We start from the raw sequence: 12,125 nt of genomic DNA on the forward strand, positions 1-12,125 counted from the left end.
TGTGACCGAGGCGGTGAAAGTCGCGGAGCGGATATTCCCGAGGAGGTGGCCGTGGGCATCCAGCGCAAGGACGAGCGGCACAACGAGAAGCTCGTCGACGAGATCTCCGAAGGGTTCAACCGGGCCGTGGGGGAGAAGAAGACCGAGGACGAGGCCCCCAAGCCGCGCTTCGTCATCACCGGCGACGCCCGGGCGACCCCGCCCCCGCGCCGCCGCGAGCGGTGAGCTCCATACCCGGGGTATGGCTAAGGCTTGCCTCACCAACCGAACGGGTGCCGATGCCGCGTAATGTCGGCACGGACTGGCTGTTTGCAGAGAAAAGCAGGAGTGCGCAGTGACCTACGTGATCGCCGAGCCCTGCGTCGACGTGCTCGACAAGGCGTGTATCGACGAGTGCCCCGTGGACTGCATCTACGAGGGCGAGCGGATGCTGTACATCCACCCGGACGAGTGCGTCGACTGCGGCGCCTGCGAGCCGGTCTGCCCGGTCGAGGCGATCTACTACGAGGACGACGTCCCGGACAACTGGTCGGACTACACCAAGGCCAACGTCGACTTCTTCGACGAGCTGGGCTCGCCCGGCGGCGCCTCCAAGGTGGGCAAGACGGCCAACGACCCGTCGTTCGTCAAGGCGCTGCCCCCGCAGGGCGAATGAGCCCGGTCGCGCTGCCCGACTTCCCCTGGGATTCGCTCGCCGAGGTCAAGGCCACGGCGCAGGCGCATCCCGGCGGGGTCGTCGACCTTTCCATCGGCACCCCGGTCGACCCGGTCCCGGCCGGCATCCGCGACGCGCTGGCGTCGGTTTCGGAGATCCCCGGGTACCCGACCACGCACGGCATCCCGGCCCTGCGCGCGGCCGCCATCGCCGCGCTCGGCCGCCGTCACGGGGTGACGGGCATCGAGCCGGACGCCGTGCTCCCGACGATCGGGTCCAAGGAGGCCGTGGCCTGGCTGCCGCGCCTGCTCGGCTTCGGCGCCGGTGACCTCGTCGTCATCCCGGAGCTGGCGTACCCGACGTACGAGGTCGGGGCGCTGCTGGCGGGCGCGTCGATCCTGCGTGCCGACAGCACGGTCGCGCTCGGCCCGCAGAAGCCGTCGATGATCTGGCTGAACTCGCCGTCCAACCCGACCGGCAAGGTGCTCCCGGCCGAGCACCTGCGCAAGGTCGTCGAGTGGGCGCGCGAGCGGGACGTCATTGTGGTCTCCGACGAGTGCTACCTGGCGCTCGGCTGGGAGACCGAGCCGCTGTCGGTCCTGCACCCGGACGTCTCCGGCGGCCGGACCGACGGGCTGATCGCGGTGCACTCGCTGTCGAAGTCGGCGAACCTGGCCAGCTACCGCGCCGGGTTCCTGACCGGCGACCCCCGGCTGATCAAGCAGCTGCTCGACATCCGCAAGCACGCGGGCATGATCGTGCCGCGGCCGGTCCAGGAGGCGATGGTCGCCGCGCTGACCGACGACGAGGCCCTCGAAGCCCAGCGCGGACGCTACGCGCGCCGCCGGCTCGTCCTGCGCAAGGCGTTGGAGGACAACGGCTTCCGCGTCGACCACTCCGAGGCCGGCCTGTACCTGTGGGCCACCCGGGACGAAGCCGCCGCCGCGACGGTCGAATGGCTGGCCCAGCGGGGCATCCTGGTCGCGCCCGGCACGTTCTACGGCCCGAAGGGCGGCAACCACGTCCGCGTCGCGCTGACCGCGACCGACGAGCGCATCGACGCCGCCGTGGAGCGGCTCACTCAGTAGTCGCGGCCGGTCAGGCCCCGGTAGACGAACCGGGTCAGCAGCTCGATCGCTTCTTCGTCGGTCGGCGGTGTCCAGCCCGGCGGTGAGCCGTGCAGCCACGTGGCGGCGAACGAGTCGACGAGGTTGTACATCAGCATCCCGCAGCGGTCCGGCGTCGTGGGCAGCTTCAGCCCGGCGCGGGTGACGTGCGCGAGGTGGTCGTCGAGGTCGGCGGCCTGGGACGCGCCGAACTGCGCCAGCGTGCGCGCGAACGACTCGCTGACCATCGCCGCCTGGCGCAGGGCCAGCATCGTCGCGGCGTTGTCCCGGTAGAAGTCCCAGTACTGCTTGACGTGCCAGCGCACCGCCGCCGGGTCGCTGAAGTCGGTCAGGTGGTCCTCGCGCTCGGCGCTCTCGTCGCCGGACGCCGCGATGTCGGCCATGAGCGCTTCGAGCAGCTCTTCCTTGCCCGCGAAGTGGTTGTAGAACGACCCCGCGGCCCGGCCCGCCTCGGCGGTGATGTCGGTGATCTTGGTGTTCAGGTAGCCCTTGCGCGCGAAGACGCGCTTGGCGGCGGCCTTGAGCGCGCCCTCGGTCTCCGCGGCCTTCTCCTTGCGGCTCGTCGCCGTCATCGGCACCTCCCTTGACACGGGACGCTAGCAGCGCCATTCTGAATCCAGATTCACTGAATCACAATTCACTGGGAGGACGACGTGGACACACGGGTGCTGATCGCGGGGGCGGGACCGACCGGGCTGACCCTGGCCATCGAGCTGGCGCGGCGCGACGTCGCCGTGCGGATCGTCGACAAGGCGGAGACGTACTTCGTCGGCTCGCGCGGCGACGGGATGCAGCCGCGGACGCTGGAGGTGTTCGAAGACCTGGGCGTGCTCGACGCCGTGCTGGCCGCGGGCATGGCCCCGGTGCCGATGAAGATCCACCTCGGCGGCGAGGTGGTCGGCGAGCGGATGATGTTCGACCCGATCGAGCCGACGCCGTCGAAGCCGTACCCGACCGGCTGGTTCCTCGGCCAGTCGCAGACCGAGGGCATCCTGCGCGACCGGCTGGCCGAGTTCGGCGTGCGCGTCGAGCTGAACACCGGGCTGACCGGGTTCGAGCAGGACCCCGACGGCGTCACGGCCACGCTGAGCACGGGCGAGACCGTCCGGGCGGAGTTCCTCGTCGGCGCCGACGGCGGCAAGAGCTTCGTGCGCAAGACGCTGGGGATCGCGTTCGAGGGCACGACCGACGAGTCGATCCGGATGCTGCTCGGCGACGTCCGGGCGGAAGGGCTCGATCGCGCGTACGGCCACTGGTTCGCGACCCCGGACGAACCGATGAACGGCATGATGTTCACCCCGCTGGCGGGCACCCCGCACTTCCAGTTCGGCGCCTCGCTCGGCGACGGCGAGACGGACGTCGAGACGGCGCTGCCCGCGGTCCAGGCGCGGCTCGACGTGCTGAGCGGCGGCACGGTCAAGCTGTCCGACCTGGCCTGGTCGACGGTCTGGCGGCCGAACGTCCGGCTCGCGGCCCGGTTCCGCGACGGCCGCGTGTTCCTGGCCGGCGACGCCGCGCACGTCCACCCGCCGACCGGTGGCCAGGGCCTCAACACCGGCGTCCAGGACGGCTACAACCTGGGCTGGAAGCTCGCCGACGGCTCACCGGAGCTGCTCGACAGCTACGAGCCGGAGCGGCGGACGGTCGCGGCTCGCGTGCTCGGGGTCTCGACGGCGCTGCTGCAGAAGTACGTCGACGGCGACGAGGACGCCCACCACCGCGGCGAAGACACGCAGCAGCTGGACGTCGGCTACCGCGGCGGCCCGCTGTCCCCGGCGGGGACCGGTGCGCTGCGGCCGGGTGACCGGGCCCCGGACGCGCCGCTGGTCGACGCGAACGGCAAGCGGGTCCGGCTGTTCGAGCTGTTCCGCGGCCCGCACTCGACGGAGCTGGTGTTCGGCGACGGCGAGACGTCGGGGTACCGGATCCTGCCCGCGGGCAGCGCCCCCGCCCCGGACGCGCTGATCGACGAGGGCGGCCACGCGTACGCGGCTTACGAGGCTTCGGACGGGCGGCGGGTGCTCATCCGGCCGGACGGCTACGTCTGGTCGATCGCCTGATCACGACATCCCGTTGTGCGTGGAGTTGTCGTAGGTGCCGTTCGGCTTGGCGCGGTACGGGTAGCGGCCGTGCTTCCGCCCGCGCCGCACCCGGCGGCCGGCGAGGACGCCGATGGTGAGGATGACCAGGACGAGCAGGACGACGCCGCCGATGGCCAGGGTCAGCGCGGTCGCCATCCCCCGAGCCTAGGGGCGCCGGCGCCGGTTTGGGGGCGGCCGAAATGCCATGAAAGGGTCGTTCATGTCGTCAGGCGAGGTGAACGACCCTTTCCTGACGTGCAGGCAGCCGGGCCCGGCCGGCCCCGGCCCAAGCCGCCGTCGTGCGAGCTGCCGCGACTTTGCCGGGGATCGGCCGTGCGGACCCGACTTGGCCGGGCCCCGTCGTCGGAGGTCCTGAATGACTCGTTCAAGACCGCTGGTCAGGCGTGGAGGGCGCGGGCGGCGGTGTCGACGGCGGCCCAGGAAGCCCGCCAGGTCGCGCGGGCCTCGGCGCGGCGGGCCAGCTCGCGCTCGGCGATCCGGCCGGCGACGAAGCCGACCTCGCCGTCGGCCGACGCCAGCACCGAACGCATCCGCTCGGCCGCGACGACCGCGTCCTGGTGGTCGCCCAGCACGGTCTGGAAGTCCCGCGTCGCCTTGATCAGCACCTTGATCCGCTTCGCCCGCTTCTTCCTCGCCGACGTCTGGGCCAGCTCGGCGGCGTAGCGCAGCTTCTTGCCGTGGATGCGCAGGGCGTGCAGGTCGTCGTCCGGCGGGTCGGCGGGCAGCGCGCGGACGGCCTTGGCGAGCTTGCGGTGCGGCTTCGCCAGGCCGGCGACCAGGTCGTGGGGCTCCTCGGCCGCGGCGGCGGACGCCTCCCGGGCGCGGGTCAGCAGGCTGACCTCACGCAGCAGCGTCGAGTAGCGGGCGCTGGTCAGGGCCTGGGTCAGCCGCCGCTTCGCCGCCGCGCGCTCGGTGACGAACCGGGTCACCAAGCGGTGCCCGGCGGCCTGGTCGCGGACCTCGAAGTCGGCGATGACCTCGCGCAGGTGCCCGATCAGGACGTCGTAGTCGCGCACCTCGCCGAGCGACTGCCCGAGCCAGCCCAGCTCCGCGCGCACCGGCTCGGCGCCGTCGCCGACCAGCCCGCCGGACAGCTTGAGCACGCTGCGCATCCGCCGCAGGGCGACGCGCATCTGGTGCAGGTCCTCGGGATCGGCGCCGGAGCGCGTGCCGGGTTCGTACGCGAGCAGCGCGCGGATCTCCCGGTCGAGCTTGGCCCGCACGTGGTGCCCGGCCGGATCGGCGGGCCCGGCTTCCACCGGTGCGTCGGGCAGGCCCAGCTCGGCCGGGGTGCGAGGCAACGATTCGGTGGTCACCCCATGAATGGTAGGTGAATTCGCAGCCTCAGTCGTTGGCGTGCAGCATCGCGTTCAGCTCGACCCCGGTGCCCGTCCGCGGCACGACCTCGACCGCGCCGGTGCCCGAGTTGCGGCGGAACACCGCGCCGGAAATGCCGTTGAGCTCGCGGGCCTTCACGACCTTGCCGTCGACGACGACCTTCGTCCCCGCCGTCACGTACAGGCCGGCCTCGACGACCGAGTCGTCGCCCAGTGAGATGCCGATGCCGCCGTTCGCGCCGATCAGGCAGCGCTCGCCCAGCGAGATCGTCTCCTTGCCGCCGCCGGAGAGCGTGCCCATGATCGACGCGCCGCCGCCGACGTCCGAGCCGTCGCCGACGACCACGCCGGCCGAGATCCGGCCTTCGACCATGGACGCGCCGAGCGTGCCGGCGTTGAAGTTGACGAAGCCCTCGTGCATGACCGTGGTGCCGGACGCCAGGTGGGCGCCGAGCCGGACGCGGTCCGCGTCGCCGATCCGGACCCCGGACGGCAGGACGTAGTCGACCATCCGCGGGAACTTGTCCACGCTGTACACGGTCACCGCGCCGCGCGCCCGCAGCCGCAGCCGCGTCTGCTCGAAGCCCTCGACCGGGCACGGGCCGTGGTTGGTCCACACGACGTTGGCCAGCAGGCCGAACATGCCGTCGAGGTTCTGGCCGTGCGGGCGGACCAGCCGGTGCGAGAGCAGGTGCAGCCGCAGGTACATGTCGTGCGTGTCGGCCGGGGCGTCGGCGAGCTTGCCGATCGTGGTCCGGACGGCGACGACCTCGACCCCTCGGTCGGTGTCCGGGCCGAGCAGCGCCGCGGCGGCCTCGCCGAGCAGCTCGGCGGCCTCCGCCGCGCTCAGGCGCTCGGTGCCGGGGGTGCCGCTCTCGACGAGCTTGGGCTGCGGGTACCAGGTGTCGAGGACCGTTCCGTCGGTCGCGACGGTGGCCAGCCCGACGCCGCTGGCGCCGGTCGTTTCGGGGTTCGGGCTCTGCTCGCTCACGGCCCTCACCGTAGTGGAGTGACGCGGATCAACCACTCGTGGGCCGGGCGTCTACCTGCCCCTTCAGGCCCGAAAGCGCGGCGGCGACGTCGACCAGCGCCTGCGTGCAGGGGCCGCCCGCGTCCGGCACGGTGGTGCAGCCCGCGCTCCGGAACGACTTCACGGCGGTGTCGAGCTTGTCGGCTTCGGCGACCAGCTGCGGGTCGCGGTCGTTCGCGCGCTTGCGGGCCGCGCCCGGCACGTTGCCGACCTCCGTGACGTACTTCTCACAGCCCTTCGGCAGCTGGGTGCGTGGGCTCGCGTAGCACTGGTCGGCGGTCAGCGCGTCGAGCTTCGTCGGGAGCGCGTCCGGGCCCGGCTCGCCGCCCTGCTTGGGCGTCGGGCCGGCCTCGCTGCCGCAGCCGGACAGGACGAGGACCAGCAACGCGCCGCCCACGGCGACTCCGAACCTACGCACGTCCCCACGGTAGCGTGCGTGGCATGAGCCTCGACCTGCACGCCGATCCCGTCGACCTGACCGCGGCCCTCGTGGACGTCTTCAGCGTGTCCGGTTCGGAGGCCGAGCTCGCGACGCTGGTGCAGGGCGCGCTCCAGGAGCAGGCGCCGCACCTGGAGGTCGTCCGCAACGGCGACGCCGTCCTGGCGCGCACGAACCTCGGCCGCGGCTCGCGGGTCGTGCTCGCCGGGCACCTGGACACCGTGCCGGAGAACGGCAACTTCCCGTCGCGGCGCGAAGGCACCGGCGACGACGAGGTCCTGCACGGCCTCGGCACGGTCGACATGAAGGGCGGCGACGCCGTCTTCCTGCACCTGGCTGCGACGCTGACGGCGCCGAAGCACGACGTCACCTTCGTGTTCTACGACAACGAAGAGGTCGAGGCGGTCAAGAACGGCCTCGGCCGGATCGAGCGCGAGCTGCCGGAGTGGCTGGCGGGCGACCTGGCGATCGTCGGCGAGCCGTCGAACGGCGTCATCGAGGCCGGCTGCCAGGGCACCATGCGCGTCGAACTGCGGTTTTCCGGGAAGCGCGCGCACACGGCACGGGCGTGGATGGGGGAGAACGCGATCCACGCGCTCGCCGGGCCGCTGCGGCGGCTGGCCGAGTACGAGCCGCGGATCGTCGACATCGACGGCCTGACCTACCGCGAAGGCCTCCAGGCGACGTCGGTCACCGGCGGCGTCGCGGGCAACGTCGTCCCGGACGCGGCGGTCCTGACGGTGAACCACCGCTTCGCCCCGGACCGCTCGCCGGAAGCGGCCGAGCGTCACCTGCGCGAGGTGTTCGACGGGTACGAACTGTCCGTTGTGGACCTGTCGCCGGGCGCGCTCCCGGGCCTGTCGGCCCCGGCGGCCGCGGAACTGGTGACAGCGGCGGGCGGCCGCGCGGCGGCGAAGCTCGGCTGGACGGACGTGGCCCGCTTCGCGGCGCTCGGCATGCCGGCGGTGAACTTCGGCCCGGGCGACCCGACGCTGGCGCACACGAAGCAGGAGAACGTCCGGACGGCGGAGATCCGGCAGGTGGCGGACGTGCTCCGCAAGTTCCTGGGCTAGGCGTCGGCTTTGTAGAGGCCGACCACGTGTTCGCGGCTGACGCCGGTTTCCGGGTACCCCAGGTCCTTGCGCGCGGCGAGGATGAAGTCCGCGTACAGCTGCCACATGTCGGCCCCCGGGTCACCGGGACCTTGCTTGAACCTGCGGAAAGCGGCGATCGCTTCGTCGGACCCGTAGATGAGCACCCAGGTCGAGAAGCTGCGGAGGCGGTGGAGGGCTTCTTCCGCATCGGTGCCCACCGGGGGTGCTTCTGTCAGGAGCTTCTGGAACGTCGTCAGCATGGGCTCGTACATTTCGTGCTTCTTGCTGTGGACGCGTTCCTCGAGGTCGCGCACCTGCTGAGCCTTGATCTCGGCGCGGCGAGCGCTTTTCGAAGCCCGGCTCGCGATGATCGCCGCGTTGACGGCCGCTACCGCGGGTACGCCCGCGGCGACGATCGTGACCCACCAGTCTGGACTCGACACGGAGAAGCTCCTCACTTTCGGCGGTTGGACTACGACGTAGTCGGAGCGTGCCGAGCGCGTGTTACCGAAAGTGATCACTTGTCGCTGTTCGTGTCTTCGGGACTTGTGGCCGTCGTCACACCCGCGGGTCCTGAGCTGCGGTGACGCAGCGTCGCCACAGGTCACCGCAACTTTTCGCGGTTCCCGCCCGTATCCACAAGTGAAGCCGCGCACCCGGGGAGGACTCATGCCCAAAACCGCTGGACGAGCCGCGGTTGCCGCCGTGCTCGCCGTGGTGGTGGCCGGGGTGCTCACCGCCTGTGAGCAGCAGCCGGTGGCCGCGCCCGCGGCCGGGCCGATCCTCACCGCCATCGGGGAGGCCACCGCCCTGCCGCCGCCGCCCGACGAGGCGGCGGTGCCCGTGACGCAGGCCGCGCCCGCCGAGGTCGCCATCACCTTCCCGCGGACCGGGTCCGGGCAGTGGATGTTCACCCCCGGCAGTGACGAAGTCGCCGGCACCCAAGGGCGCCTGATGCGGTACCGGATCGCGCTCGAGACCGACATCGACGGCGTCGGGCCCGCCGACTTCGCGAAGAAGATCCGCGGCATCCTCGGCGACTCCCGCGGCTGGACCGCCGGCGGGCAGTGGCGGCTGCAGCAGGTCGGGCCGGCCGACAGCGCCGACTTCACGATCTACCTGGCCACCCCCGCCAGCCGCGACAAGCTGTGCGGCGGGACCGCGGACAGCTACACGTCCTGCCGCAACGGCAGCAACGTCGTGCTCAACGTCGCCCGCTGGGCCAACGCCGTGCCGAACTACGGGGCCCCGCTCGACGTCTACCGCCAGTACATGGTCACGCACGAGACCGGGCACCGGCTCGGCCAGGGCCACGAGCTGTGCCCCGGCCCGGGAAAGCCGGCGCCGGTGATGGAGCAGCAGACGCTCGGGCTGCACGGCTGCGTCCCGAACCCCTGGCCCTTCCCGGACGGCGGCGGCCGCGAATACGCCGGCCCGCCGGGGGAGTACGACGACCCCATCCCGGCGGGCGACTCCTGAACTACCGGCCCTGCAGGGACTTGACGTTGTCGCCGAAGGTCCAGCCCTTCGAGCCGTCCCAGTTGATCGACCAGTCCATCAGGCCCTTGAGGCCTGGAACCGACCGCCACGCCTGGGAAACCAGGCTCGGCGACATGTACCCGCCGCCCGCGCCGGGCTGCGCCGGCAACCCCGGCACCTGCTTGTCGTACGGGACGCGAATCGTCGTGCCCTGCACCACAAGACCGTTGTTCAGGCACTGCGTCTGCACGGTGAAGCCCTGCACGGTCCCGGCCTGGTACGAATCGCCGGCGCAGCCGTACATGGATCCGTTGTAGTACTGCATGTTCAGCCACCACAGCCGGCCGTTGTCCGCGTACTTCTTGATGATCGGCAGGTACGCGCCCCAGATCGAGCCGTAGGTGATGCTGCCGCCGGTCACGTACGCGGTCTCGGGCGCCATCGTGAGGCCGAAGCCCGCCGGCATCTGCGCGAGCACGCCGTCGATGATGCGGACCAGGTTCGACTGCGACGCCGACAGTGTCTTGATGTTCCCGCTGCCGGTCAGCCCGGTCTCGATGTCGATGTCGATCCCGTCGAAGTTGTACTGCTTCAGGATCGGCACGACCGTGGCGACGAACTTGTCCGCCACCGCCGACGACGAGAGGTCGATACCGGCCGCCGCACCGCCGATGGACATCAGGATCGTCGCGCCCGCGGCCTTCGCCGCGCACATCTCGGTGGGCGTCGACACCTTCACGCCGGCGTCCATCCCGTTCTCCCACAGCACCGTGCCGTCGGAGCGGATCACCGGGAAGGCGGCGTTGATGACGTTGTAGCCGTGCTGGGCCATGCGGCTGTCGGTGATCGGGACCCAGCCCATTCCGGGGTGGACGCCGTTCGCGGCGCCGTCCCAGTTCTCCCAGTACCCCTGGAGGACCTTGCCCGCGGGCCGCGGTTTCACCGCGCACGTGTCGGCCTGCACCGCCCCCTGCGCGGGGGCCGGCACGAGCAGCGGGACGGCCAGCGCCGCTGCCAGAAGGGTTCCGAACAGGCGGGTAAAGCGACCGGACATACCGATTCCCATCGTCGTTGAGGGCGAACGCGGCGTGTCCAGCCAACATAAGCGCCGCGGGGAACCGGTGACTACCTACGAACGGGTGGTCTAGACAAATTTGGGAGGGCGGCACTTTCACGTGAAAGTGCCGCCCTCGGGGTCACACGGTCAGGGTCCAGGAGGACAGGTAGCCGGTGTCGGCCGGGCCGACGTCCCGGAGCCGCAGCTGCCAGGCCCCGTTCGCGGCTTCCGAAGAAGCGTTGACGGTGTAGGTGGTGTCGAGGTTCGGCGTCGAGTCGCTGCTGGAGTTCTTCAGCCGGTACGCCGTGCCGTCCGGGGCGACGAGGTCGAGGACCAGGTCACCGCGGTAGGTGTGGGTGATGTGCACCTCGACCTTGGTGGTGCCGGACGCGTTGCGCGCGCAGCCGCCGACGTTCGCGGTGCTGTTCACCGCGGCACCCGGGTAGTCCGGGATGTCCAAGCGGGTCGAGTTCGTCACCGGCGCGCACGACGACGTCCCGACGCCGAGCGAGAACGACGCCGTGTGGTCGGCGTTCGCGCCGTCGGCCGTCACGGTGATCGGGAAGGTGCCGGTCGGCGTGCTCGACGACGTCGAGATGGTCAGCGTCGAGGACCCGCCCGAGGAGATCGTCGCCGGGCTGAACGACGCCGTCGCGCCCGCGGGGAGGCCGGCCGCCGACAGCGAGATCGACTGCGCGCTGCCGGACGTCGTCGTGGTGTTCACCGCGACCTGCAGCGACTGTCCCGGTTGGACGGTCCCGGCGGTGGGGTTGAGCGCGACGGAGAAGTCGTTGCCCTGCGTGGTGGCGACGGCCAGCTTCCAGAGCGCGTACCCGATCGCGTCGGAGTTCTTCTCCAGCGGGGTGTCCGGGATGTTCGAGGTCGTGTCGCACGCGCGGTGGTAGCAGTTGTCGAACGCCGCACCCGCGGTGCCGCCCCACTTCTGGGCCTGCGCCGAGCTCTTGATGTCGCCGGCGCCGGTGGCCAGGCCGCCGACCGGGATGCCCGCGCTCTTGAACGACGCGTGGTCGGACCGGCCGTCGCCTTCGCTGTCGCCCTCGGTCTGGATGCCGATGGAGGAGAAGTACTCGTCGAAGATCGCCTTGACCGAAGCGACGTCGTCGTAGACGAAGTAGCCCCAGTTCTTCGAACCGATCATGTCGAAGTTGAGGTAGGTCTTGATCTTCGTGCGCTCGGTGCTCGGCAGGTTGTTGACGTAGTACTTGGAGCCGACCAGGCCGGACTCCTCGTCGGCCCACCAGGCGAACCGGACGCGCTTGGCCATCGCCGGGTTGGTGCGGGCCAGTGTCAGCGCGGTCTCGAGGATCGACGCGCTGCCGGAGCCGTTGTCGTTGATGCCGGGGCCGGCGCTGACGGAGTCGAGGTGCGCGCCGAGCATGATGACCTGGCTCGCGTCGCCCTGCGGCCACTCGGCGATCAGGTTCTGCGACTGGCCGATGCAGCTCGTGCAGGTCTGGCGGGTGGTGGTGAAGCCCGCGTTCTTGAGCAGGTTTTCCACATAGGACACCGAGGCCGCGTAACCGCCGCCGCGCGGCGACCGCGTGCCACCGTTGTTGTTGGCGATGGTCTGCAGCTGGTTGAGGTGGGTCTTGATGTTGGCCAGCGAGATGTCCGGCGCGGCGAGCGCCGTGGCGGGCGCGGCGGTGGCCGCGGGCGCGGATACGACGCCCAAAACGGCGGCCAGGGCGGTGACCCCGGCGCCGAGTCGTGTCTTCCACTTCATGGCGGTGAGTTCCTTCGATGGGGGTTGGGGAGAACGGCCGTGAAGGCCGCACCGGGCTGGT

The 12,125-nt window shown here is 71.2% G+C and carries 14 protein-coding genes; 6 read left to right on the plus strand and 8 right to left on the minus strand.

The window, feature by feature from the left end; genetic code table 11:
* Positions 1-51 precede the first annotated feature (51 nt).
* The 3 genes from AB5J73_RS17410 to dapC all read left to right on the plus strand — a co-directional run bounded on the left by AB5J73_RS17410 (position 52) and on the right by dapC (position 1,743).
* Positions 52-225, plus strand: a complete 174-nt coding sequence (locus AB5J73_RS17410) for a hypothetical protein (protein ID WP_370970727.1) — start codon at positions 52-54, stop codon at positions 223-225.
* Positions 226-334: 109 nt separating this feature from the next.
* Positions 335-655 (plus strand): ferredoxin, encoded by a 321-nt coding sequence (gene fdxA / locus AB5J73_RS17415; RefSeq protein ID WP_360772467.1) that lies wholly within the window; start codon positions 335-337, stop codon positions 653-655.
* Positions 652-1,743, plus strand: a complete 1,092-nt coding sequence (dapC, locus tag AB5J73_RS17420) for a succinyldiaminopimelate transaminase (protein ID WP_370970728.1) — start codon at positions 652-654, stop codon at positions 1,741-1,743. The genes fdxA and dapC overlap by 4 nt, the downstream gene beginning before the upstream one ends.
* Here the strand turns inward: dapC and AB5J73_RS17425 are convergent.
* Complete coding sequence (locus AB5J73_RS17425; RefSeq protein WP_370970729.1) at positions 1,737-2,354, minus strand: TetR/AcrR family transcriptional regulator; 618 nt, start codon at positions 2,352-2,354, stop codon at positions 1,737-1,739. The two genes, dapC and AB5J73_RS17425, sit on opposite strands and share 7 nt — an antisense overlap.
* Positions 2,355-2,435: 81 nt before the next feature.
* On the opposite strand from AB5J73_RS17425, the gene AB5J73_RS17430 reads away from it, so the two are divergent.
* Positions 2,436-3,842 (plus strand): FAD-dependent monooxygenase, encoded by a 1,407-nt coding sequence (locus AB5J73_RS17430; RefSeq protein WP_370970730.1) that lies wholly within the window; start codon positions 2,436-2,438, stop codon positions 3,840-3,842.
* On the opposite strand, the gene AB5J73_RS17435 is transcribed toward AB5J73_RS17430, so the two are convergent.
* The 4 genes from AB5J73_RS17435 to AB5J73_RS17450 form a co-directional block, all read right to left on the minus strand.
* Entirely contained in the window at positions 3,843-4,019 is a 177-nt protein-coding gene (locus AB5J73_RS17435) for a hypothetical protein (RefSeq protein ID WP_370970731.1), read from the minus strand. It lies immediately after the preceding gene.
* Positions 4,020-4,261: 242 nt separating this feature from the next.
* Positions 4,262-5,200 (minus strand): CHAD domain-containing protein, encoded by a 939-nt coding sequence (locus AB5J73_RS17440; RefSeq protein ID WP_370970732.1) that lies wholly within the window; start codon positions 5,198-5,200, stop codon positions 4,262-4,264.
* Positions 5,201-5,228: 28 nt separating this feature from the next.
* A complete protein-coding gene (gene dapD / locus AB5J73_RS17445; protein ID WP_370970733.1) occupies positions 5,229-6,212 on the minus strand; it encodes a 2,3,4,5-tetrahydropyridine-2,6-dicarboxylate N-succinyltransferase in 984 nt (327 codons plus the stop codon).
* 28 nt (positions 6,213-6,240) lie between these two features.
* Positions 6,241-6,648 carry a hypothetical protein gene (locus AB5J73_RS17450; RefSeq protein ID WP_370973215.1) on the minus strand — a complete coding sequence of 136 codons (408 nt, stop codon included), beginning with the start codon at positions 6,646-6,648 and terminating at the stop codon, positions 6,241-6,243.
* Positions 6,649-6,692: 44 nt separating this feature from the next.
* On the opposite strand from AB5J73_RS17450, the gene dapE reads away from it, so the two are divergent.
* Positions 6,693-7,763, plus strand: a complete 1,071-nt coding sequence (gene dapE, locus AB5J73_RS17455; RefSeq protein ID WP_370970734.1) for a succinyl-diaminopimelate desuccinylase — start codon at positions 6,693-6,695, stop codon at positions 7,761-7,763.
* Here the strand turns inward: dapE and AB5J73_RS17460 are convergent.
* Positions 7,760-8,227 (minus strand): hypothetical protein, encoded by a 468-nt coding sequence (locus AB5J73_RS17460; protein WP_370970735.1) that lies wholly within the window; start codon positions 8,225-8,227, stop codon positions 7,760-7,762. The genes dapE and AB5J73_RS17460 overlap by 4 nt on opposite strands.
* A gap of 226 nt (positions 8,228-8,453) precedes the next feature.
* On the opposite strand from AB5J73_RS17460, the gene AB5J73_RS17465 reads away from it, so the two are divergent.
* Positions 8,454-9,263, plus strand: a complete 810-nt coding sequence (locus tag AB5J73_RS17465; RefSeq protein ID WP_370970736.1) for a DUF3152 domain-containing protein — start codon at positions 8,454-8,456, stop codon at positions 9,261-9,263.
* A gap of 1 nt (position 9,264) precedes the next feature.
* On the opposite strand, the gene AB5J73_RS17470 is transcribed toward AB5J73_RS17465, so the two are convergent.
* Together AB5J73_RS17470 and AB5J73_RS17475 are read right to left on the minus strand one after the other, a co-directional pair.
* Positions 9,265-10,317, minus strand: a complete 1,053-nt coding sequence (locus AB5J73_RS17470) for a chitinase (protein ID WP_370970737.1) — start codon at positions 10,315-10,317, stop codon at positions 9,265-9,267.
* 142 nt (positions 10,318-10,459) lie between these two features.
* A complete protein-coding gene (locus AB5J73_RS17475) occupies positions 10,460-12,064 on the minus strand; it encodes a M28 family peptidase (RefSeq protein WP_370970738.1) in 1,605 nt (534 codons plus the stop codon).
* Positions 12,065-12,125: the final 61 nt, after the last annotated feature.

The sequence above is a fragment of the Amycolatopsis sp. cg9 genome (assembly GCF_041346945.1).
GTDB lineage: Bacteria > Actinomycetota > Actinomycetes > Mycobacteriales > Pseudonocardiaceae > Amycolatopsis.